At 65.0% G+C, this 21,624-nt stretch carries 21 protein-coding genes; 15 read left to right on the forward strand and 6 right to left on the reverse strand.

Annotation, left to right across the window (positions count from 1 at the left end; all coding sequences use genetic code 11):
* Positions 1-260: 260 nt before the first annotated feature.
* From ACJRW5_RS16510 to glcD, 5 genes are all read right to left on the reverse strand, one after another.
* Positions 261-2,438, reverse strand: a complete 2,178-nt coding sequence (locus ACJRW5_RS16510; RefSeq protein ID WP_484571587.1) for a malate synthase G — start codon at positions 2,436-2,438, stop codon at positions 261-263.
* 160 nt (positions 2,439-2,598) lie between these two features.
* Positions 2,599-2,997: a heme-binding protein gene (locus ACJRW5_RS16515; RefSeq protein ID WP_484571588.1), complete on the reverse strand. Its 399-nt coding sequence runs from the start codon at positions 2,995-2,997 to the stop codon at positions 2,599-2,601.
* A 97-nt stretch (positions 2,998-3,094) separates the two neighbouring features.
* Complete coding sequence (glcF, locus tag ACJRW5_RS16520; RefSeq protein WP_484571589.1) at positions 3,095-4,312, reverse strand: glycolate oxidase subunit GlcF; 1,218 nt, start codon at positions 4,310-4,312, stop codon at positions 3,095-3,097.
* 3 nt (positions 4,313-4,315) lie between these two features.
* On the reverse strand, positions 4,316-5,371 hold the full coding sequence (gene glcE / locus ACJRW5_RS16525; RefSeq protein ID WP_484571590.1) for a glycolate oxidase subunit GlcE: 1,056 nt from the start codon (positions 5,369-5,371) through the stop codon (positions 4,316-4,318).
* Positions 5,371-6,870, reverse strand: coding sequence for a glycolate oxidase subunit GlcD (gene glcD / locus ACJRW5_RS16530; protein ID WP_484571591.1), 1,500 nt, complete (start codon positions 6,868-6,870; stop codon positions 5,371-5,373). Before glcD ends, glcE begins: the two co-directional genes overlap by 1 nt.
* Before the next feature lie 238 nt (positions 6,871-7,108).
* Between glcD and glcC the strand changes: the two genes are divergently transcribed.
* A complete protein-coding gene (gene glcC / locus ACJRW5_RS16535) occupies positions 7,109-7,882 on the forward strand; it encodes a transcriptional regulator GlcC (protein ID WP_196474215.1) in 774 nt (257 codons plus the stop codon).
* Between the two features lie 91 nt (positions 7,883-7,973).
* Here glcC and flgA read toward each other — a convergent pair whose 3' ends face one another.
* Complete coding sequence (flgA, locus tag ACJRW5_RS16540; protein WP_484571592.1) at positions 7,974-8,717, reverse strand: flagellar basal body P-ring formation chaperone FlgA; 744 nt, start codon at positions 8,715-8,717, stop codon at positions 7,974-7,976.
* A 153-nt stretch (positions 8,718-8,870) separates the two neighbouring features.
* On the opposite strand from flgA, the gene flgB reads away from it, so the two are divergent.
* From flgB to ACJRW5_RS16610, 14 genes are all read left to right on the forward strand, one after another.
* Positions 8,871-9,224 carry a flagellar basal body rod protein FlgB gene (flgB, locus tag ACJRW5_RS16545; protein WP_484571593.1) on the forward strand — a complete coding sequence of 118 codons (354 nt, stop codon included), beginning with the start codon at positions 8,871-8,873 and terminating at the stop codon, positions 9,222-9,224.
* Between the two features lie 2 nt (positions 9,225-9,226).
* Positions 9,227-9,655 (forward strand): flagellar basal body rod protein FlgC, encoded by a 429-nt coding sequence (gene flgC / locus ACJRW5_RS16550; protein WP_484571594.1) that lies wholly within the window; start codon positions 9,227-9,229, stop codon positions 9,653-9,655.
* A complete protein-coding gene (flgD, locus tag ACJRW5_RS16555; protein WP_484571595.1) occupies positions 9,655-10,332 on the forward strand; it encodes a flagellar hook assembly protein FlgD in 678 nt (225 codons plus the stop codon). The genes flgC and flgD overlap by 1 nt, the downstream gene beginning before the upstream one ends.
* Before the next feature lie 36 nt (positions 10,333-10,368).
* Positions 10,369-11,556, forward strand: a complete 1,188-nt coding sequence (gene flgE / locus ACJRW5_RS16560) for a flagellar hook protein FlgE (protein WP_484571596.1) — start codon at positions 10,369-10,371, stop codon at positions 11,554-11,556.
* A gap of 9 nt (positions 11,557-11,565) precedes the next feature.
* A complete protein-coding gene (locus tag ACJRW5_RS16565; protein ID WP_484571597.1) occupies positions 11,566-12,297 on the forward strand; it encodes a flagellar basal body rod protein FlgF in 732 nt (243 codons plus the stop codon).
* Between the two features lie 101 nt (positions 12,298-12,398).
* Positions 12,399-13,184 (forward strand): flagellar basal-body rod protein FlgG, encoded by a 786-nt coding sequence (gene flgG / locus ACJRW5_RS16570; RefSeq protein WP_484571598.1) that lies wholly within the window; start codon positions 12,399-12,401, stop codon positions 13,182-13,184.
* Between the two features lie 5 nt (positions 13,185-13,189).
* The gene (flgH, locus tag ACJRW5_RS16575) at positions 13,190-13,852 is read left to right on the forward strand and encodes a flagellar basal body L-ring protein FlgH (RefSeq protein WP_484571599.1); all 663 of its coding nucleotides are present in this window, start codon (positions 13,190-13,192) and stop codon (positions 13,850-13,852) included.
* Positions 13,853-13,861: 9 nt separating this feature from the next.
* Positions 13,862-14,956: a flagellar basal body P-ring protein FlgI gene (locus tag ACJRW5_RS16580; RefSeq protein ID WP_484571600.1), complete on the forward strand. Its 1,095-nt coding sequence runs from the start codon at positions 13,862-13,864 to the stop codon at positions 14,954-14,956.
* Positions 14,957-14,959: 3 nt separating this feature from the next.
* A complete protein-coding gene (locus tag ACJRW5_RS16585; protein WP_484571601.1) occupies positions 14,960-16,078 on the forward strand; it encodes a lytic transglycosylase domain-containing protein in 1,119 nt (372 codons plus the stop codon).
* A 3-nt stretch (positions 16,079-16,081) separates the two neighbouring features.
* Complete coding sequence (flgK, locus tag ACJRW5_RS16590; protein WP_484571602.1) at positions 16,082-17,449, forward strand: flagellar hook-associated protein FlgK; 1,368 nt, start codon at positions 16,082-16,084, stop codon at positions 17,447-17,449.
* A gap of 23 nt (positions 17,450-17,472) precedes the next feature.
* A complete protein-coding gene (gene flgL, locus ACJRW5_RS16595) occupies positions 17,473-18,390 on the forward strand; it encodes a flagellar hook-associated protein FlgL (protein ID WP_484571603.1) in 918 nt (305 codons plus the stop codon).
* 15 nt (positions 18,391-18,405) lie between these two features.
* Positions 18,406-19,434, forward strand: coding sequence for a hypothetical protein (locus tag ACJRW5_RS16600; RefSeq protein ID WP_484571624.1), 1,029 nt, complete (start codon positions 18,406-18,408; stop codon positions 19,432-19,434).
* A 310-nt stretch (positions 19,435-19,744) separates the two neighbouring features.
* Positions 19,745-20,527 carry a type IV pili methyl-accepting chemotaxis transducer N-terminal domain-containing protein gene (locus ACJRW5_RS16605; protein WP_484571604.1) on the forward strand — a complete coding sequence of 261 codons (783 nt, stop codon included), beginning with the start codon at positions 19,745-19,747 and terminating at the stop codon, positions 20,525-20,527.
* 78 nt (positions 20,528-20,605) lie between these two features.
* On the forward strand, positions 20,606-21,577 hold the full coding sequence (locus ACJRW5_RS16610; RefSeq protein WP_484571605.1) for a GGDEF domain-containing protein: 972 nt from the start codon (positions 20,606-20,608) through the stop codon (positions 21,575-21,577).
* The last annotated feature ends 47 nt before the right edge of the window (positions 21,578-21,624 follow it).

Genomic DNA, 21,624 nt, shown 5'->3' on the forward strand with positions numbered 1-21,624 from the left:
CGGCGCCACGCATCTGGAGTGGTCAGGCACTACGGCTCCGGCCACTCCGCGAGCAGCGACGGTGGCGGGGATCAGCCACCATCGCGCTCATGCTCGAAAGCCCCGACGGCCAGAAGCCGTCAGGGCTTGTTACTGCTTTGTGGAGTTCGTCCATGTTGCGAACTCCCTTCTGTAGGAGCCCCGCCCCGGGGCGAAGCGTTTCGAGTCAACGCCGCCCAGGTTCGCGGCGGGTCGCCGCTCCTACATCTATGCTGTGATGCTCAGACCTCCTCTTTGAAACGCAGGCGCCAGGCGTGCAGCAGCGGCTCGGTATAGCCGCTGGGCTGCTCGCGACCCTTGAACACCAGGTCGCAGGCGGCGCGGAAGGCATGGGACTGTTCGAAGTTGGCGGCCATTGGGCGATAGGCCGAATCACCGGCGTTCTGTCCGTCAACCACCTGCGCCATGCGCTGCAGCGTCTCGCGTACCTGGGCTTCGCTGACCACGCCGTGGTGCAGCCAGTTGGCGATGTGCTGGGCGGAGATGCGCAGGGTGGCGCGGTCTTCCATCAGGCCGACGTTGTGGATATCCGGCACCTTGGAGCAGCCGACACCCTGTTCGACCCAGCGCACCACGTAACCGAGGATGCCCTGGCAGTTGTTGTCCAGCTCCTGCTGGATGTCACTGGCGCTCCACGGGCGCTCGGCGCTGACCGGTACGCTGAGCAGATCGTTCAGCAGGCTGTCGCGCTGGCTCGCCAGGTCGATCAGTTCCAGCTCGGTCTGCACCGCCTGCACGTCGACCTTGTGGTAGTGCAGCGCGTGCAGCACGGCGGCGGTAGGCGACGGCACCCAGGCGGTATTGGCTCCGGCCTTCGGGTGGCCGATCTTCTGTTCGAGCATGGCCGCCATCAGGTCCGGCATGGCCCACATGCCCTTGCCGATCTGCGCCTTGCCCCGTAGCCCGCAGGCCAGGCCGACCAGCACGTTGTTGCGCTCGTAGGCCTGAATCCAGGCACTGGACTTCATGTCGCCCTTGCGCAGCATGGCGCCGGCTTCCATGGCCGTGTGCATCTCGTCGCCGGTGCGGTCGAGAAAGCCGGTGTTGATGAAGGCCACGCGCGCGCTGGCGGCTTCGATACAGGCCTTGAGGTTGACGCTGGTGCGTCGCTCCTCGTCCATGATGCCCATTTTCAGGGTACCCGCCGGCATGCCCAGCAGTTGCTCGACACGGCCGAACAGTTCGTTGGCGAAGGCCACTTCGACCGGGCCGTGCATCTTCGGTTTGACGATGTAGACGCTGCCGGTGCGTGAATTGCCGCGACGCTTGAGATCGTGCAGGGCGATCAAGCTGGTGACCACGGCATCGAGGATGCCCTCGGGAATCTCGAAACCTTCGCCATCGATGATCGCCGGGTTGCTCATCAGGTGGCCAACGTTACGTATGAACAGCAGCGAGCGGCCATGCAGGGTCAGTTCGCCGCCATCGGCAGCGGTGTAGACGCGGTCCGGATTGAGACGGCGGGTGATGCGCTTGCCGCCTTTATCCAGCTCCTCGGCCAGGTCGCCCTTCATCAGGCCCAGCCAGTTGCGGTAGACCACCACCTTGTCGGCGGCATCGACGGCGGCGATCGAGTCTTCGCAGTCCATGATGGTAGACACGGCGGCCTCCATCAGCACGTCTTTCACGCCGGCTGCATCGGTGCGGCCGATGGGGCTGCTGGCGTCGATCTGGATCTCGAAATGCAGGCCGTTGTTCTTCAGCAACACGGCTGCCGGTTTGCCGGCATCGCCCTGGTGGCCGGCGAACTTCTCTGGCTGGGCCAGGGCGGTTTGCTCGCCGTTGCTCAGGGTTACCTGCAGCTGGCCGGCGACCACCGCGTAGGCACTGGCGTCGGCATGCGAGCCCTTGGCCAGGGGCGCGGCCTGATCGAGGAAGGCGCGGGCGAAGGCGATCACCTTGGCGCCGCGCACTTCGTTGTAACCCGGGCCCTTGCTGGCGCCACCTTCTTCGCTGATGGCGTCGGTGCCGTACAGGGCGTCATACAGCGAGCCCCAGCGGGCGTTGGCGGCATTCAGCGCGTAGCGGGCGTTCATCACCGGCACCACCAGCTGTGGGCCGGCCTGGCTGGCGATTTCGCTGTCGACGTTGGCGGTGCTGGCCTTGACGGTCTGTGGCTGCGGCAGCAGATAGCCGATGGACTCGAGGAAGGCGCGGTAGGCGGCCATGTCGCGAATCGGCCCCGGATTGGCGCGGTGCCAGGTATCCAGTTCGGTCTGCAGGCGGTCGCGCTCGGCCAGCAGGGCACGGTTGCGCGGTGCCAGTTCGTGCACCAGGGCGTCGAAACCGCTCCAGAAGGCAGCCGCCTCGATACCGCTGCCGGGCAGCACTTCACGTTCGATGAACTGCTTGAGCTCGGCGGCTACCTGCAGGCGCTGACATTGCACGCGTTCGGTCATTTTCCTGTTCTCCTGTCTGCATCCGCCCGTGGCGGTGCGGGTCAATCAATGTGTCGTAGGAGCCCCGCCCCGGGGCGAAAGATTGCAGCCTTACGGCGGTTACAGCGTTTCATTCACGATTCGCCGCGCGGCGCGGCTCCTACAGGTTCCGCGTCGGCTCTTACAGCGCTGCGACACCTGCCTTGGCCACCTGGGCATCCTGGTCGGCCTTGACCCCGGATACGCCCACGGCGCCGACTACCTGGCCATCGACCAGCACCGGCACGCCGCCTTCCAGCGAGGTCAGCAGCGGGGCGCTGACGAAGGCCGTGCGGCCACCGTTGACCATGTCCTCGTAACCCTTGGTTTCGCGGCGGCCGATGGCGGCGCTGCGGGCCTTCTCGGTGGCGATGTAGGCACCGATCGGTGCACAGCCATCGAGGCGCTCCAGGGCCAGCGGGTGGCCGCCGTCGTCGACCACGGCGATGGCCACGGCCCAGCCCTGTTGCTGCGCTTCGTTACGGGCAGCGGCGAGGATCTGGCTGACTTCTTTCTGGCTGAGTACGGCTTTGTGTTGCATGACGGACCTCGTGTTCGTGGTTTCGTAACCCGGATGCAAGCCGGGTTTAGGGTGTCGGTTTTCCCGGATTTCATCCGGGCTATGTTTGCTGTGATGGTCAGCCCATCGCTTCTTCGACTATCTCGATCCAGTGCCGTACCGGTGTGCGCCCGGCGCCATCGAGGTGGGTCTGGCAACCGATGTTGGCGGTGACGATGGCGTCCGGTTTACCGCTTTCCAGGGCATTGAGTTTGTTGTCGCGCAACTGCCGGGAAAGTTCCGGCTGAGTCAGCGAATAGGTGCCAGCCGAGCCGCAGCAGAGGTGGCCGTCCGGCACGCTGGTGAGGCCGAAGCCCAGACGGCCGAGCACGCCCTCGACTGCGCCGCCGAGCTTCTGTGCGTGCTGCAGGGTGCAGGGGCAGTGGAAGGCCAGGCGCTGTTCGGCGCGCACCTGCAGCTGCTCCAGCGCTTCGTCTTGCAGCACCTCGACCAGGTCCTTGGCCAGGGCGCTGACCCGTGCGGCCTTGTCCGCGTAGGCCGGGTCGGCCTCGAGCAGGTGGCCGTAGTCCTTGACGAAGGCGCCACAGCCGCTGGCGGTCTGCACGATGGCTTCGGCACCGGCTTCGATGGCCGGCCACCAGGCGTCGATGTTCTGCCGGGCGCGGTTCAGGCCCGCCTCCTGGGCATTGAGGTGGTAGTCGACGGCGCCGCAGCAACCGGCCTCACGAATCGGCGTGACGCTGATGCCGAGGCGATCCAGCACGCGCGCGGTGGCGGCGTTGGTGTTGGGCGACAGCCCCGGCTGCACGCAGCCTTCGAGCATCAGCACGCGGCGTGCATGGCGTTCACTCGGGCGTTGTTTGGCTGGGCGAATTTCCCGCGGCAGCTTGGCCTTTAGTGCCGCCGGCAGCAGCGGGCGCAGCGCCTGGCCCGTCTGGGTCAGGGCCTTGAACAGCGCCGGACGCGGCACCACGCTGCGCAGGCCCTGGCGCAGCAACTGCTGGCTCAGCGGGCGCGGCACTTGCTGCTCGGCAACTTCACGGCCGATATCCAGCAGGTTGTGGTACTGCACCCCGGACGGACAGGTGGTTTCGCAGTTGCGGCAGGTCAGGCAGCGATCCAGGTGTTCCTGGGTCTTGGCGGTGACTTCGCCGCCTTCGAGCATCTGTTTGATCAGGTAGATGCGCCCACGCGGGCCATCCAGCTCGTCACCGAGCAACTGATAGGTCGGGCAGGTGGCATTGCAGAAGCCGCAGTGCACGCAGGAGCGCAGGATGCGTTCGGCTTCTTCGGCGCGCGGCAGGCGCTTGGCTTGTTCACTCAGGTTGGTCTGCACGTCTTATACCTCGGCGTACATGCGGCCAGGGTTGAAGATGCCCTGGGGGTCGAGCTGGTTCTTGAGCTGGCGCTGGTAACGCAGCAGCAATGCCGGCAGCGGTTGGAACGGTTGCTGCTGACCGCTGGCGAAGCAGGTGGCGTGGCCTCCCAGCTCGGCCAGCGTGCGCTGGATCAGTCCGGCATCGGCCGTGGTTTTCAGCCAGCGCTGGGCGCCGCCCCAATCGATCAACTGCTCGCCGGGCAGCTCGAGCAGGCCGCTGTTGGTCGGCAGCGACAGGCGCCACAAGGTGCCCGTACCCGCGAAGAACGGCAGGCGCTGCTCGCGTAGTTCCTGCCAGTAGGCGCTGTCGATCTCCTCTCCGCCCAACCGCTGGCGGGCGGCCAGAACGGAGCCTTCACCGCCTTCCAGACGCAGGTGCAGGGCGTTTCCATCGTGGCTGGCGGCGCTGATCGGCAGCGGCTGCTGGCCCCATTCGGCGAGCCTGTTGAGCGCGTCGCGGGTATTCATTTCCAGGCGCAGGCTGAGTACCTGGCGCGGTTTGGGCAGCACTTTCAGCGACACCTCGGTGAGCAGGCCGAGGCAACCGAAACTGCCGGCCAGCAGGCGTGAAAGGTCGTAACCGGCGACGTTCTTCATCACCTCGCCACCGAAACGCAGCAGTTTGCCCTGACCGGTGATTACCCGCGTGCCGAGTACCTGATCGCGAACCGATCCGGCCCACGGCCGGCGTGGGCCGGACAGCCCGGCGGCGACCATGCCGCCGAGGGTGGCGCCAGTGCCCAGGTGCGGTGGCTCGCACGGCAGCATCTGGTTGTTGGCCTGCAGCGCCGCCTCGATCTCGCTCAAGGGAGTACCGGCGCGGGCGGTCAGTACCAGCTCGGTCGGGTCATAGCTGACGATGCCACGGTGGGTGCGGGTATCGAGTACCTCGCCCGCAGTGGCGCGGCCCAGATGGGCCTTGCTGCCGCTGCCCTGAATGCGCAGCGGGGTGGCACTGTTGAGTGCGTGGTTGACCTGTTCCAGCAGGGCGGCGCTGGCATCGAAATCATGCGACATCAGAAGCGCTCCAGTTCCGGGAAGGGCAGTTGGCCGTGGTGCACGTGCATGGAGCCGAACTCGGCGCAGCGGTGCAGGGTGGGGATGTTCTTGCCCGGGTTGAGCAAGCCGGCCGGGTCGAACGCGGCCTTCACGGCGTGGAACAGGGTGATTTCGTCGCTGTTGAACTGCGCGCACATCTGGTTGATCTTCTCGCGGCCAACGCCATGCTCGCCGGTGATGTTGCCGCCGACCTTGACGCACAGTTCGAGGATCTTGCCGCCGACCGCTTCGGCCCGCTCCAGCTCGCCAGGTACGTTGGCATCGAAGAGGATCAGCGGGTGCATGTTGCCGTCGCCGGCGTGGAATACGTTGGCCACGCGCAGGCCGTACTCTTCGGACAGCTCGGCGATGCCGCGCAGCACGCCGGGCAGTTCGCGGCGCGGGATGGTGCCATCCATGCAGTAGTAGTCCGGCGAGATGCGTCCGACCGCCGGGAAGGCGTTCTTGCGTCCGGCCCAGAACTTCACGCGCTCGGCTTCATCGCGAGCCAGGCGTACTTCGGTGGCGCCGGCTTTCTCCAGCACTTCGCGCACGCGTTCGCAGTCTTCGGCGACGTCGGCTTCCACACCGTCCAGCTCGCAGAGCAGGATGGCTTCGGCCTCCACCGGGTAGCCGGCGTGGATGAAGTCCTCCGCCGCTCTGATCGCCAGGTTGTCCATCATTTCCAAGCCGCCGGGGATGATGCCGGCGGCGATGATGTCGCCCACGGCGCGCCCGGCCTTCTCCACCGAGTCGAAGGCGGCCAGCAGCACCTTGGCCACCTGCGGCTTGGGCAGCAGCTTGACGGTTACCTCGGTAACGATGCCGAGCATGCCCTCGGATCCGGTGAACAGCGCCAGCAAGTCGAAGCCGGGGGCATCCAGCGCGTCGCTGCCGAGGGTCATGAATTCGCCTTCGACGGTGAGGATTTCCACCTTGAGCAGGTTGTGCACGGTCAGGCCGTATTTCAGGCAGTGCACGCCGCCAGCGTTCTCGGCGACGTTGCCGCCGATGGAGCAGGCGATCTGCGACGACGGGTCCGGTGCGTAGTACAGCTCGAATGGCGCTGCGGCCTGGGAAATCGCCAGGTTGCGTACACCCGGTTGCACACGGGCGAAGCGGCCTTCGCGGTTTATCTCGAGAATCTGGTTGAAGCGCGCCATCACCAGCAGGATGCCCTGTTCCAGTGGCATCGCCCCGCCGGACAGGCCGGTGCCGGCGCCGCGTGCCACCACCGGCACGTTGCGCGCGTGGCACAGCTGCAGCAACTGCTGCACCTGTTCGATACGTTCGGGCAGCACCACCAGCATCGGTGTGGTGCGGTAGGCGGAAAGACCGTCGCACTCGTAGGGCTTGAGGTCTTCGCGGGTATGCAGGATGGCGAGGTCGGGCAGGCACTGCTGCAACTCCGCCAGCAGGGCGGCTTTATCGACCTTGGGCAGCGCGCCGTCGACGCGCTCGTCGTACAGAATGCTCATGGCAGGCTCAATCGTGAACGTTGTTTTTATTTGCGGTCATGCTGCGACCATGGGCCGCATGTTTAGGCCTGCCGCCCGCTCCAGTCCACAGAGATCTATGCTGGTAGGACCAGTTTCTTTCGTCAGCCTTTCACACCATCTCCAGCAAAGCGCTTATTCTCTGCAGTCTTGATGAGGGAAAGAGGGCGCATGCAGCGCCCCTTCGTTAACTGGTACGACCAGTTGTGTGGAGGTCTGAATGGACACTGATCAGCGTGCTGCGCGGCGGCAGGTCAGCGATGTGGTGGCAGAGCGGATCGAACGCCTGATCGTCGATGGCGTGCTCAAGGTGGGGCAGCCGCTGCCATCGGAGCGGCGCCTGTGCGAGAAGCTGGGCATCTCCCGCTCGGCATTGCGTGAAGGGCTCAAGGTGCTGCGTGGGCGCGGCATCATCGAGACGGCGCAGGGCCGCGACTCGCGGGTGGCCAAGCTCAGCGGCGAGCGTGATGCCAGCCCGTTGATGCACCTGTTCAATTCGCAACCGCGCACGCTCTACGACCTGCTCGAAGTCCGCGGCCTGCTGGAGGGCGAGTCCGCGCGTCTGGCTGCGCTACGCGGCACCGATGCTGACTTCGTGCTGCTGACCCGGCGCTACGAGGAAATGCTCGCCGCGCACACCCAGGAAAATCCGGTCGACCCGCGCGAGCATGCGCGCCTCGACCACGCCTTTCACCTGGCGATCTGCGAGGCCTCGCACAACCCGGTGCTGGTGCACACGCTGCAGTCGCTGACCGACCTGATGCTCAGCACCGTGTTCGCCTCGGTGAACAACCTCTATCACCGCCCGGCGCAGAAACGGCAGATCGACCGTCAGCATTCACGCCTGTATCACGCGGTGATCGAGCGCCTGCCGGAGCAGGCTCAGCGCGCGGCGCGCGACCATATCAACAGCATTCGCGACAACCTGCAGGAGATCGAGCAGGAGGAGCAGCGTCTGGTACGCGCCACCATGCGCCTGGAGGGTTGGGCGTGAGCGTCAGACCCGCCACAAGATGTGGGAGGGGCTTTAGCCGCGAACTGCAGACCCGCTCGCGCTGAAGTGCCTCCCATGTGACATGACAGCACTACCTGAAGGTGCTGGTGACCACGCCTTCTTCCAGCACCTGCGCCTCGATGACCTTCTGGCTGCCGAGGTTGCGCACGCGGATCACTTCGCCTTCGCGACCATTGGCCAGCGCTTCGCCGGTGGCCGAGGCGGAAATGCCGTCCTGGCTGGCGACGATGATGACCTGCTGGCCGCGGCGCACGAGCAGCGGCGCGCTGAGCAGGTTCGGCGCAATCAGCTGGCCGGCACGGATGCGCCGTTTGGCGCCCTGGCCGACGACCTCGGCGAAATCGCTGTAGAAGCCGCGCGACGCCTTGCCGATGTTCACTTCCTGCAATTGCAGGTGCTCGTCGCTGATGGTCTGGCCGCGTTCGATCACCCGTGCGGCATGGACCACCGGCAGGAACACACTGGCCTGGACCAGGGCCGTCACCGTCCAGTCGGGTGTATCCGCGCAGCTCAGTTGCAGGCGTTGGCGTGACAGCGGCGAGGGGTCGTCGCTGACCACGCTCAGCTGCAGATCCCGGGTGCAGGCCGCCAACTGCTCACTATTGCCGAGCAGGGTGATGTCGAGGCTGTGCCGCTGACCGTGCCAGGCCTGGCGTTGGGCTTCCTCGGCGAGGCGTTGCTGCATGTGGGCGGCGATGGCCTGATCGATCTGCCCGGCGGCGTCGTCCGTCGCCGCGCTGGCGCCGAGCGGCCCCAGCGCCAGGAGGAAAAGCAGTGACGCACAGGCGGAAAAGGTCTTTCCGCTTTTCCTCATGGTGCTACGCCGATGCGGAAAAAGGGCGGCCAGGAAGTGCGCGGTGTGTCTTAAAAAATCCCTATAAATCAATGTAATGCGGCTCTATCTGGGGTTGGGCACGCTTTGTGCTGAAGGCACCTGGGCACAACCTTGGGTGAAGGGTACCGGTGAATGAGTATACGGATTGATGACATGGTGGGGCTGCATTCGCGCGCCATCGAACTGCGCATGCAGCGCAGTGAAATCCTTGCCGCCAACCTGGCGAACGAAGACACGCCGGGCTTTCTGGCGCGTGACATCGATTTCGCTGGCGAGATGCAGCGCCTCGATCCGCAGCAGCGTTTCGCCGCCAGCAGCGCCGAACTCAAGTACCGCGTACCGACCCAGCCGTCGCAGGACGGCAACAGCGTCGAGCTGAGTGTGGAACAGGCCGCGTTCTCCAAGAACAGCATGGACTTCCAGACCAGCCTGACCTTTCTCAGCATGAAATTCCGCGGCCTGAAACAGGCCATCGAGGGACGCTGACCATGGCTTTCGATTCCATCTACCGCATCGCCGGCTCGTCGATGAACGCGCAGACCGTGCGCCTCAACACCGTGGCCAGCAACCTGGCCAACGCCGACTCGGCCGCTGCCAGTGCCGAGGACGTGTACCAGGCGCGCAAGCCGGTGTTCGCTGCCGTCTACAACAACGACCAGCTGACCCGCAGCGTGGGTATGGGCGGCGCCCATGTGCAGGTACTCGATGTGGTCAGCGCCGGGCGCGAGCCGGTGCGCCGCTATGAGCCGGACAATCCGCTGGCCGATGACCAGGGTTACGTGTTCTACGCCGATATCGACCAGATCGAGGAGATGACCGACATGATGTCGGCCACCCGCAGTTTCGAAACCAGCGTCGAAGTCCTCAACCGCCTGAAGAGCATGCAGCAGGGCCTGCTCAAGCTTGGAGAGTCCTGATGAGCGCGGTCAGCAACGACAATCGCAACAACCCCGTCTACGGCATCGATGACGCGGTGAAGCAGGCGGTCGACGTCAGCGAGGCGACTCAGCTGGAGAACAACTTCCTCACCCTGATGGTCGCGCAGATCCAGAACCAGGACCCGACCAAGCCGGTGGACAGCACCGAGTTCCTCAACCAGTTCGCCGCCATGAGTCAGGTCAAGAGCCTGGAAAACATGGCTTCGCTGAGTAAGAGCAATCTGGTGCTGCTGGACAACCTGCAGACCCTCACCGCCGCTGGCCTGGTTGGCCAGGAAGTGAAGGTGGCGACCGAGCAGTTGGAGTTGGACGAGGACGCCATCAACGGTGAGATCAACCTCGAGCACGCCGCCGGCAAGCTGACCCTGACGCTCACCGACAGCAACGGCGTGAAGAAGGACATCGACCTCGGCTCCCAGGCGCCGGGACGGGTGCCCTTCGCGCTGGACCCGCAGGCCCTCGGTCTGGCACCGGGCCGCTACAAGGTCGAGGTCAGCAGCGACAGTGGCGAGTACCCCAAGGTCGAAGTGGCCGGGCGCGTCACCCAGGTGCGCGTCAGCGCCGAAGGCCCGGTGCTGGACGTTGTCGGCGTCGGCTCCGTGCCCTTCTACAACATCACCGAATTCGGCCAGACGCAGACCGCCGGTCTGCTCTGACTTCTCTCCTACGTTTCCTTCAAGGGTCCTGTCGCCATGAGTTTCAACATCGCCATGACCGGCCTCAGCGCCGTCAACGAACAGCTCAACACCATCAGCCATAACATCGCCAACGCCGGCACCACCGGCTTCAAGTCCTCGCGTACCGAGTTCGGCAGCATCTACGCCGACAGCCAGGCGATGGGTGTGGAAGTGCTGGGCTCCACGCAGAGCATCAGCCAGGGCGGTTCCCTGGTGACCACCGGGCGCAGCCTGGATCTGGCCATCTCCGGTGGTGGCTTCTTCGTCACCCGCGACACCAATGGTGACCTGAGCTACACCCGTGCCGGCGTGTTCGGCGCCGACAAGAACAATTTCATCGTCAATGCCGCCGGGCAGACCCTGCAGGGCTATCCAGTGGATGCTGCCGGCAACCTGCTGGTCGGCGCCATGGGCGATCTGCAGCTGCAGAACGCCAACCTGCCAGCGCGCGCCACCGATACCCTGGACTTCGTCATGAACCTCGACTCCAACCAGACCGTACCGGCAACCGCGCCCTTCGACCCGGCGGACGTCAATACCTACAACTCCACCTACACCACCAAGGTGTTCGACTCCCAGGGCAAGGAGCACACCCTGACCCAGTATTTCGTCAAAACCGGCGACAACACCTGGGATGCCTACTACTACCAGGGCAACACCGCTGTCGGCGGCCCGCAGGCGCTGACGTTCGGCACCAACGGCACGCTCACCGCACCGGTCGGTCCGGTCAACGTCGGCTTCCCGCTGCCGGGCGTGGACCCGATGGCGATCGCCATCGACTACAGCAACTCCAGCCAGTACGGCTCCGATTTCGTCGTTACCACCAACCGCGCCAGCGGCTATGCGGCGGGTGAGCAGACCGGTCTGTCGGTGGAGAAGGACGGCATGGTCTACGCCAACTACAGCAACGGCCAGCGCATGCTGCAGGGCCAGGTGGCGCTGGCTACCTTCGCCAACACCGGCGGGCTGAAGAACATCAGCGGTACCGCCTGGGTGGAAACCGCCGAGTCCGGCGCCGCGCTGATCGGTGTGCCGGGTGTAGGACCCTTCGGCGAACTGGCCGCCGGTTCCCTGGAAAACTCCAACGTCGACCTGACTCAGCAGTTGGTCGGCCTGATGGAGGGCCAGCGCAACTACCAGGCCAACACCAAGGTGCTGACCACCAACAAGGAACTCACCCAAGTGCTGTTCAGCGCGATCTGAGGCTGACCCATGGACCGTCTCGGTTACACCGCAATGACCGCCGCCAGCCGCACCATGAGCTCGCTGACGGTGCGCGCCAACAACCTGGCCAACGTCAACACGCCCGGCTTTCGCGCCGACCTGGAGCAGGCTCAGGCCGTCGCCGTGGAAGGCTACGGCTACGACAGCCGGCACCTGGCGCGGGTGAAGAACAATGGCGTCAATCTCGCTCCAGGTGAGCTGATGGCCACCGGCCGCGATCTCGACGTGGCCATTCAGGGTGCCGGCCTGTTCGCCGTCGAGGGCGACGACGGCGCCGAGCGCTACACCCGCAACGGCGCGCTGCAGGTCGATGCGGACCTGCGCCTGACGCTGAACGGCCGCGCGGTGCTGGGCGAGGGCGGGCCGATCGTGCTGCCCGAGTACGACAGCCTGCATATCGGCCGCGACGGCACCGTTTCGGTGATTCCGCGTGGCGACTTCCTCACCGCCGAGGTCGACCGCATTCGCGTGGTCGATGTCGACGCCGCCGACCTGAGCAAGGACGCCAGCGGCCTGCTGGTGCGCAGCGACGGGCAGCCGGCCGAGGACATGGAAGCGCCGGTGCTGGTGCCCGGCTATCTGGAGGCGAGCAACGTCGGCGCCATCGATCAGTTGGTGGCGACCATGAGCCTCAATCGCCTGTTCGAGACCCAGGTGAAGATGATGAAGGCCGCCGAGGACCTTTCCGAGGCCGGCAACCGCATGATCCGCGGCAGCTGACCTCGCCCTTAAACGGCAGAGGTCGCCCACACCACACGTAGCCCGGATCCAATCCGGGAGCACATCCCCGGATCGCATCCGGGCTACACAGGAGACACGACATGAGTTCCGCACTTTGGGTCAGCAAGACCGGTCTGGCCGCTCAGGACAAGGCCATGAGCGCCGTGGCCAACAACCTGGCCAACGTCAACACCAACGGCTTCAAGAGCGACCGCGTGGTGTTCGAGGACCTGTTCTACGCCATCGAGCTGCAGCCAGGGGCGCAGGCCGATGAGGTCAACACCGTACCGTCCGGCATCCAGCTCGGCAGCGGTGTGCGCGTGGCCGGCACGCAGAAGGTGTTCACCGAAGGCAGCATCCAGACCACCGGCCAGCCTATGGATCTGGCGATCATCGGCGCCGGCTTTTTCCAGGTGGAGGCGCCCAACGGCGATATCTACTACACCGAGAACGGCCAGCTGCAGCTCAACGCCGAAGGCATGATCGTCAACTCCCAGGGCCTGCCGCTGACCCCGGCCATCGAAGTGCCGGCCGGCAGCAGCCGCTTCACCGTGGGCAGCGACGGCATCGTCACCGCGGTACTGGCCGGCGACACCCTGCCGTCGGAGCTGGGCCAGATCACCCTCGTCAACTTCACCAACCCGGGTGGCCTCGAAGCGCTTGGCGGCAACCTCTACCGCGAGACCGTGGCCAGCGGTGAACCGGTGGAAGGCGTACCGGGCGAGGAAGGCCTGGGCAACCTCAAGCAGGGCGTGCTGGAAGGCTCCAACGTGCAGGTGGTCGAGGCCATGGTCAACATGATCTCCATCCAGCGCGCGTACGAGGCCAACGCCAAGGTGCTCGACGCCGCCTCCGGCATGCAGCAGTTCCTCAACCAGACCGTGTGATCGCCATGACCCGCCTGCTTCCACTGGTTCTGTTGTCGTTGCTCGGCGGCTGCGCCAGCTTCAACGAGATGCTCCCCGACGAGGACTCCAGCCAGTACCAGCCGCTGGAGCTGGACTACAGCCAGCCGCCGACTACCGGCGGTGGCCTGTTTCGCAGCGGCTACAGCGGCTCGCTGCTCGGCGACAAGCGCGCGGTGCGGGTCGGCGACATCCTCACCGTGGTGCTCGACGAGTCGACCCAGTCGAGCAAGAGCGCGGGCACCAGTTTCGGCAAGAGCTCGGGCGTTTCCGTGGGCGTTCCCACCGTGCTGGGCAAGACCTACGACCGCCTAGAAAGCTCCGCGGAAGCCGAGCGAGACTTCAATGGCTCGGCGCGCAGCTCGCAGCAGAACACCCTGCGCGGCTCCATCGCCGTGACTGTGCACCAGGTGCTGCCCAACGGCACCCTGCTGATCAAGGGCGAAAAGGCCCTGCGCCTGAATCAGGGCGACGAGTACATCCGCCTGGTCGGTCTGGTGCGCACCGACGACATCGACCGGGCCAACCAGGTGTCCTCGCAGAACGTGGCCAATGCGCGCATCTCCTACGCCGGTCGCGGCGTGCTCAACGACAGCAACTCGGCTGGCTGGCTGACGCGTTTCTTCACCCATCCGCTATTCCCGCTCTGAGGCCTGGTCATGTTCTATCGCATCTGCGTCGCCCTGCTCCTGACCTGGCCACTGTCGACCCGGGCCGTCCCGCTGATGGACCTGGTGGATATCGAAGGCATCCGTGGCAACCAGCTGATCGGCTATGGTCTGGTGGTCGGTCTCGACGGCACCGGTGACAAGAACCAGGTGCGCTTCACCAGCCAGTCGGTCACCAACATGATCAAGCAGTTCGGGATCAACCTGCCGCCGAACGTCGACCCCAAGCTGAAGAACGTCGCCGCCGTCACCGTCACGGCGGAGATTCCGCCGTCCTACAGCCCGGGTCAGAGTGTCGATGTCACCGTCGCCTCGTTGGGCGATGCAAAGAGCCTGCGCGGCGGCCAACTGCTGATGACGCCTTTGCACGGCGTCGACGGTGAGATCTACGCCCTGGCCCAGGGCGCCATCGTCGTCGGTGGTCTCAATGCCACCGGGCAGAGTGGTTCCAGCGTGGCGATCAACTCGGCCAACAGCGGCCGCGTGCCCAATGGCGCGACCGTCGAGCGCAGTATCCCCACCGACTTCAGCAGCCGCGACGACGTCATGCTGAATCTGCGTCAGCCCAGCTTCCAGACCGCTGCCAAGGTGGTCGAGGCAGTCAACGGGCGCTTCGGCAGCGGCACTGCCAGCGCGCTGGACTCGACCAAGATTTCCATCCGTGCGCCGGCCACCAGCACTCAGCGCATCGGCTTCATGGCCATGCTCGAGGGCCTGGATGTCGAAGAGGGGCGCGAGCGGCCGAAGGTGGTGTTCAACAGCCGTACCGGCACCGTGGTGGTCGGCCAGGGCGTGCGGGTCAAGGCGGCGGCGGTGGCTCACGGCACCCTGACCGTGACCATCAGCGAGAACCCGCAGGTCAGCCAGCCCAATGCCTTCTCCGGCGGTCAGACCGCTGTGGTGCCGCGTTCTGACGTCGCCGTCAGCCAGGACCAGAACGCCATGTTCAAGTGGCCCGAAGGCGCCAGCCTGGACAGCATCATCAACACCGTGAACAGCCTCGGCGCCACCCCGGATGACGTCATGAGCATCCTCCAGGCGCTGGAACAGGCCGGCGCCCTCAATGCTGAACTGATCGTGATCTGAACCATGAGCATCGTTTCCCTCGCGCAACACATGAACAGCCACCGCGGCAGCGCCGATGGCATCGGCACGGCACGTGAACAACAACTGCAGGCGGCAGCCGAGCAGTTCGAGGCGCTGTTCCTGCAGCAGATCCTCAAGCAGATGCGCAAGGCCAGCGACGTGTTGGCCGAAGGCAACCCGATGCGCAGCCGCGAGATGGACACCATGCGCGACTTCTACGACGAAGTGCTGGCCGAGACCCTGGCCGGGCGCAAGCAGACCGGCATCGCCGACATGCTGGTCAAGCAGCTCTCGGGTAACGGCGGCGCGCCTGATCTGCAGGGCGCAGCGCTGGCCGCGCAAGCGGCCGAGTTGCCGGCACGTAGCGGCAGCAGCCTGCTGGAGCCGCTGCGCTCGACCTGGCAGCGTGGTGTCGACAACCTCGGCAAGGTCTGGGACAAGGGCTCGGCCGGTTTCATCGCGCTGGTTGATCGCGTTATCCAACAGGAGTCCGCCGGTCGCGTCGATGCCGTGTCGCCCAAGGGCGCGCGTGGCTTGATGCAGCTGATGCCGGACACCGCGCGTGAGGTGGCCGCCGAACTTGGCCTGGAGTTCAGCGAGTCGCGACTGACCCGTGACGCCGCGTACAACAAGCGCCTGGGCAGCGCTTATCTGGACAAGATGCTGCAGCGTTACGACGGCCATCAGGCGCTGGCGCTGGCGGCCTACAACGCCGGCCCCGGGCGGGTCGACGAATGGCTCAAGGTCAATGGCGACCCGCGTAGCGGCGAGATCAGTACTGGCGCCTGGATCGAGCGTATTCCCTACCAGGAAACCCGTGATTACACGCGCAAGATCCTCGGTGATCTGGCCAGTCGCGAGCTGCCAGTGACGGACGCCCCGCAACAGACGTCGCTCAGCGCTCAAACCCGCCAGCAACTGGCCAGTGCCCTGAGCGCCGACAGTGGTGTGCTGCTCGGCGCCGTCGCCAGCAAGCAGGTGTTGGCGCGCGATGAATTTAAGTCCGCCGCCGATTCCGTCGCCCTGTCTTCAGTAACAGCCCAATCCGCTGCCGACGCTGCCCGTGCGCCGCGTCTGGCAGCCTTCGCTCAGCCGATGCGCTTCGAGCGTCAGGAGTCCTGATTCGTGAGCATTCTCAACCAGATCGCCTACAGTGGCGTGCGCGCCAGCCAGGTCGCCCTGGCCAGCACCGGGCAGAACATCGCCAACGTCAACACGCCGGGCTTCAGCCGCCTGCAGACGATTACCGGCTCGCTGGCCGGGCAGGGCGGTCTCAGCGTCGGTGGCGGCGTCGAGGTGATCAGCATCCGCCGCATGACCAACGAATTCCACAACCAGCAACTGTGGCGCGCGACCACCGAAGAGAACTTCTTCGGCGCTTCACAGCAGTACCTGACCGCGCTGGAAGCGTTGATGTCTGGCAGCGGCTCGAGCATCAGTGCCGGTCTCGACCAGTTCTTCGCCGCGATCAGCGAGGCCAGCGCCACGCCGGGCTCCATCGCCTTGCGCCAGCAGATCATCAGCGAGGCCGGCAACCTGGCCCAGCGCTTCAATGGCCTGAACAGCAATATCGACGCCCAGATCAAGGCGTTGCAGGAACAGCGCACGGCCATGGCCACCGAGATCAATGGCCTGACGGAAAACATCGCCCTGCTCAACAAGAAGATCGTCGAGACCGAGTCGGTCAAGGGTGACAGCACCGCGCTGCGTGATCATCGCGAAAGCCTGGTCGGCCAGCTCAGCCAGTTCGCCAAGCTGCGTATTCATGAAGTCCCGGATGGTTCGCTCAGCGTCGCCCTGGCCAACGGTCAGCCGCTGGTCGCCGGCCCGACGGCGGGGCAGCTCAAGGTCGAGCAGACCGCAACGGGCGAACAGGAAGTCAGCCTGGCCTTCGCCGGTACCAGCTTCCCGTTGCGTCAGGATGGTTTCGGCGGCGCCTTCGGTGGGCTCTACGATGTCGAGTACAACAGTTTGCGACCGAACCAGGATGCCCTGCATGACATGGCCAGCCAGCTGACGCAGATGGTCAACGACGTGCTCGCCAGCGGTTTCGACCTCAATGGCGCGGCAGGGCAGCCGCTGTTCGCCTACGACCCCACCAGCACCACCGCGTTGCTGCGCATCGAGCCGCTGACGGCTGAGCAGCTGGCGTTTTCTTCGGCAGCCGGGGAGAGCGGCAACAACGAGGTCCTGCTCGACTTGCTCGGCCTGAAGAACCAGACCATCACCCTGGGCGGCAGCCAGGTCACGCTCAACGACGCCTATGCCGGTCTGCTCGGTCAGGTTGCCAGCGACAGCCGGCAGAATCAGGCCGACCTCAAGTCCGCCACTGCCGTGACCCAGCAGGCCCAGGCCCAGCGCGACGGTGTCAGCGCCGTGAGCCTGGATGAAGAGGCGGTCAACCTGATGACCTATCAGCAGGCCTACCAGGCCAACATGAAAGTGATCAGCACCGCCAACCAGTTGTTCGACGACATGCTTTCCGCGTTCTGACGCGGTTTCAGAGAGACTCAGCCATGATGCGCATCACCAACTCGCAGATCACCTCGATGATGCACAACTCGATGAACGCCAGTTCCGCCGAGTTGGGCAAGCTGATGCAGCAGATGGCCACCGGCAAGCGCATCCTGCTGCCGTCCGATGACCCCATCGCCAGCGTGCGGGTGCTGCGGGTGGAGCGTGAAGAGGCGAGCCTGGAGCAGTTTCGCAAGAACATCGCCAACGTCTCCGGCAGCCTGTCGACCCAGGAGGCCAACCTCAAGTCGACCTCCGACGCCATGCTCAATGTGCGTGACCTGTTGCTGTGGGCGGCCAACGGCTCCAACACCAGTGAAGACCTGTCCGCCATGGCGGGTGAGCTGTCGATCATCGAAGACACCATCTTCAGTTTCGCCAACGTGCGCGATGAAGAAGGCCGCTACCTGTTCTCCGGCACTCTCAGCGATACCCAGGCGTTGAGCTTCGACGCGGCGACCCAGACCTACAGCCTGAGCGGCAACGACAAGCATCGCCAGGCCGCCGTGGCCAACGGCGTACTGGTGGACGAGAACGTCACCGCCGCCAGCGTGTACGGTACGGGCGTAGGCATGCTCAACGAGCTGCGTGGCCTGATCAATACCCTGCAGGACCCGGCGCTGGATGCCACCGATCCGGCTGTGCGTCAGCAGATCGTCGATACGCTGGGCGCGCTGGACGATGCCCACGGCCGGGTCTTGGGCTCGATCACCGATCTGGGCGGGCGGCAGAACGCGCTGACCCTGCTTACCGACAGCAACGAGGACGTCTCGCTGGTCAACCAGAAGATCGAGGGTGAGCTGTCGCAGCTGGACTACGCCGGTGCCACCATCGATCTGAACAACTACCAGCTGGCGCTGGGCGCGACGCAGAAGACTTACCTGAAGATCAACGAGATGTCGTTGTTCAGCCTGCTGTAAGGAGTGGTGCCGGTGATCAAGGTCGATAAGCAACTTCCGGTCGTCACGGCGCTCGATCCGCAGACTCGTCGCCCGGTGCAGGGCGAGCAGACGGCGTTGCGCACGGGCAAGGCTGCGGTGGCTACGCAGCAGCCGCCATCCCAGACACGTGGCAAGAGCGCCAGTTTCAATCTGCAACTCAATCAGCAACTGACCTCCATGCAGTCGGCGGACAGCTACCTTGGCGACCTGGCGGGTCGTCTGGGGCAGCTCAAGTTGAGCCTCAGCCGTGAACTGAGCAGCGCGCAGACGGGCGAACGGGAAACCCTCAGGCGTGAGCTGGAGCAGGTGCGCAAGCTGCTGGCCGAGCGTGGCCAGCGTTCTGGCGAGGCCCTGGACGCCAGCTTCAAGCTGCGCCTCAACGAACCGGTGCGCAGTCGTTTTACCCTGCAGGGTCTGGAGTCCATCGCCAGCGTGCAGCAGGCCGGCAAGGAAACCCTGCTGTTCAGCGCCGGGCGCAAACTGCCCGAGCCGCTGGCCGTGGTGCTCGATGAGGGCTTGAGCGAGCAGCAGGTGCTGCGCCGCTTCAACGTCGGCCTCGGCCCGGCCGGCATCCGTGCTGAACTCGACAATGGCGGTGCGCTGCGTTTCAGCGCGCGGGAAAGCGAATGGCAGCAGCTCAAGGGCGAACTGCGTGTGCAGGGCGAGGGCAAGCTGGCGGCCAAGACTCCGGTGGCGTTGCCCAGCCAGGAAGAGCAACTGCTGCGCCTGCCGGATGCGGTGCGTCTGGACGGTGCGCGTGAGTTGCGCCGGGCGCTGGACGAAGTGGTCGATGCCCTCGACAGGATTGGCGCACTGCGCGAACAGCTCAGTCATCGCCAGGAGGAAATCCGTGAGTTTCTTGCCCGCCACGCCGAGCAGAATGAGCGCGAGTGGGCGCGTGACTTCGCCGGTGAAGTGTTCAACCTGATGCGCCGTGGCCCCAGCAGTTATGCGGCGGTGACGCAGACGGTCGTGGCGCAGGCCAATATCAGTCGTTCCAGCGTGGTCAGCCTGCTGTCCTGACCCCACGCGATCCAGGCTCCTCAGCCGTCAGTCGTCCTCCCCCGTTTCTTGGCGACTGACGGCTTTTTTATCACCCTGAACCGAGCTGATGAGCAAGTATTGCGACCATTGGTCCGCTTCATGACTGGTCGCACAGAATGATGGCGTTTTACCAGCTACTATTTCGCCCTTTTTCGCAGTGCCCGGGTCACGCGCCCGTCATACCTGCCCTTCCGCATTCCAATAAAAAGCCCCGCATTCAAGGGTTCAACCCGTTACCGCCGGCGTCTGCCAGCGGTGCATTGCCTTGTTCTCGAATTGGAGTACCGACGTGTTGAAGAAGTACCTGACATTCATTCTGCTGGCCTGCACCGCGCTGGTCAGCGTGCCCAGCCTGGCGCAACTCACCGATTCCGAAGCCATGAACATGGCTGGCCTGCAGCGCTCGCTCGGTCAGCGCATGGCCAAGAATTACCTGATGCTTGGTTCCGACGTGCGTGTGGACATGGCCCAGCGTCAGCTGCAGGAGACCATCCAGCGTTTCGACGCCAGCCACAAGGCGCTCTCGGAATACGCGCCCAATGCCGAGATCAAGGCTGCGCTGGCGCAGGTCGGCGCCACCTGGGCGACCTACCGTCAGCAGGTCGAGGCCAAGCCGGACCAGACTGGAGCGGTACGTGTGCTGGCGGCCAGCGAGCAACTGCTGCAGCAGACTCAGACCGTGACCGATCTGCTGGCCAAGCACGTCGGCGCAATGGGCGCCACCGTCAACCGCAGCGGCTGGGCACGTGTGCAGACTCAGCGTATCGCCATGCTCTACATGGCCAAGAGCTGGCATGTGCAGGTGCCGGACCTCGACGCCAAGCTGGACAAGTCGGTAAGCGACTTCGAGACCATCCTCAAGGAGCTGGAAGGTGCTGGCACGCCCAATGAAGAGATCGCCGCAGCCCAGCGTCGTGCCCGTGCTCACTGGGGCTTTACCCTGAAAGGCATCGACCTGCACGCCGAACAGGATTTCGTGCCGACCGTGATCACCGTCAGCACCGACTCGCTGTTCCGCCAGCTCAACGAGCTGACCCGTCTGTACGCCGGTCTGAAGGCCAAGGAAGCCTGATCGCCTTTCGCCAGCCTGTCACCTTGGCGACCCGCTTTTGCGCTATAACGGAGGGCAAAAGGGGTAGAGGTGACAGGCATGAGCGAAGCAACTGATCAGGCGGTCTACAAGACCCTGCTGGAGTCCACCCGGGCGATTCCCTGGAAGATCGACTGGAAAACCATGACCTTCGCCTACATCGGCCCGCAGATCGAGAGTCTGCTCGGCTGGTCGCAGGCCAGCTGGGTCAGCGCCCAGGACTGGGCCACGCGCATGCATCCGGAGGATCGCGACAAGGTCGTTGAGTTCTGTATCTCGCAGTCGCAGAACGGCGTCGATCACGAGGCCGACTACCGCGCGCTGACCGCCGCCGGCGACTACGTGTGGATTCGCGACGTGGTGCACGTGGTGCGCGACGACAAGGGCGAGGTGGAGGCGCTGATCGGCTTCATGTTCGACATCAGCGAGCGCAAGAAGACCGAGGAGCAACTGCTGACGTTGCAGAAGCAGTTGGAGGAGTACTCCTACAAGGATGGCCTGACCGGCGTGGCCAACCGGCGCATGTTCGATTCGGTACTGGCCAGCGAGTGGGCCAACGCCCAGCGTACCCGTCAGCCGCTGTCGCTGATCCTGCTCGATATCGACCACTTCAAGCAGTACAACGACCATTACGGCCATATTCAGGGTGACGATTGCCTGAAGAACGTGGCCCAGGCGCTCAGCCAGGCGGCGACCCGACCGCGGGATTTCGTCGGCCGCTTCGGCGGCGAGGAGTTCGTGCTGGTGCTGCCCGAGACCGACGAAGCAGCGGCGCGGCATATTGCCGAGCGCTGCCGCCAACTGGTGCGCAGACAACGCATCGCCCATGAGCGCTCCAGCGTGGCGCCCATGCTCACCATCAGCCTGGGTGTCAGCACCATCGTGCCGGGTGCGCATGACCGGCCGCTGGACTTCCTCAATACCGTGGACAAATTGCTGTACAAGGCCAAGCAGCGCGGCCGTGACCGCCTGGAATTGGCCAGCACGGTGTCGCACTCCGACACGGAAAGCAGCGGCGGGTCCCGTGCTTGAGCGATCGTTAATCTCAGCGTAACGATCGCGTCACCTGCTTGATTGAT

This window comes from Pseudomonas pichavaramensis (genome assembly GCF_050473265.1).
Taxonomy (GTDB): domain Bacteria; phylum Pseudomonadota; class Gammaproteobacteria; order Pseudomonadales; family Pseudomonadaceae; genus Aquipseudomonas.

Coding starts and splice junctions, on each gene's coding strand:
- glcD (WP_484571591.1), bottom strand. CDS start 6,870: ATGAGCATTCTGTACGACGAGCGCGTCGACGGCGCGCTGCCCAAGGTC.
- ACJRW5_RS16580 (WP_484571600.1), top strand. CDS start 13,862: ATGTTCTATCGCATCTGCGTCGCCCTGCTCCTGACCTGGCCACTGTCG.
- ACJRW5_RS16585 (WP_484571601.1), top strand. CDS start 14,960: ATGAGCATCGTTTCCCTCGCGCAACACATGAACAGCCACCGCGGCAGC.
- flgH (WP_484571599.1), top strand. CDS start 13,190: ATGACCCGCCTGCTTCCACTGGTTCTGTTGTCGTTGCTCGGCGGCTGC.
- ACJRW5_RS16610 (WP_484571605.1), top strand. CDS start 20,606: ATGAGCGAAGCAACTGATCAGGCGGTCTACAAGACCCTGCTGGAGTCC.
- glcC (WP_196474215.1), top strand. CDS start 7,109: ATGGACACTGATCAGCGTGCTGCGCGGCGGCAGGTCAGCGATGTGGTG.
- flgB (WP_484571593.1), top strand. CDS start 8,871: ATGAGTATACGGATTGATGACATGGTGGGGCTGCATTCGCGCGCCATC.
- glcE (WP_484571590.1), bottom strand. CDS start 5,371: ATGTCGCATGATTTCGATGCCAGCGCCGCCCTGCTGGAACAGGTCAAC.
- flgE (WP_484571596.1), top strand. CDS start 10,369: ATGAGTTTCAACATCGCCATGACCGGCCTCAGCGCCGTCAACGAACAG.
- flgG (WP_484571598.1), top strand. CDS start 12,399: ATGAGTTCCGCACTTTGGGTCAGCAAGACCGGTCTGGCCGCTCAGGAC.
- ACJRW5_RS16510 (WP_484571587.1), bottom strand. CDS start 2,438: ATGACCGAACGCGTGCAATGTCAGCGCCTGCAGGTAGCCGCCGAGCTC.
- ACJRW5_RS16565 (WP_484571597.1), top strand. CDS start 11,566: ATGGACCGTCTCGGTTACACCGCAATGACCGCCGCCAGCCGCACCATG.
- flgD (WP_484571595.1), top strand. CDS start 9,655: ATGAGCGCGGTCAGCAACGACAATCGCAACAACCCCGTCTACGGCATC.
- flgC (WP_484571594.1), top strand. CDS start 9,227: ATGGCTTTCGATTCCATCTACCGCATCGCCGGCTCGTCGATGAACGCG.
- flgL (WP_484571603.1), top strand. CDS start 17,473: ATGATGCGCATCACCAACTCGCAGATCACCTCGATGATGCACAACTCG.
- ACJRW5_RS16515 (WP_484571588.1), bottom strand. CDS start 2,997: ATGCAACACAAAGCCGTACTCAGCCAGAAAGAAGTCAGCCAGATCCTC.
- flgA (WP_484571592.1), bottom strand. CDS start 8,717: ATGAGGAAAAGCGGAAAGACCTTTTCCGCCTGTGCGTCACTGCTTTTC.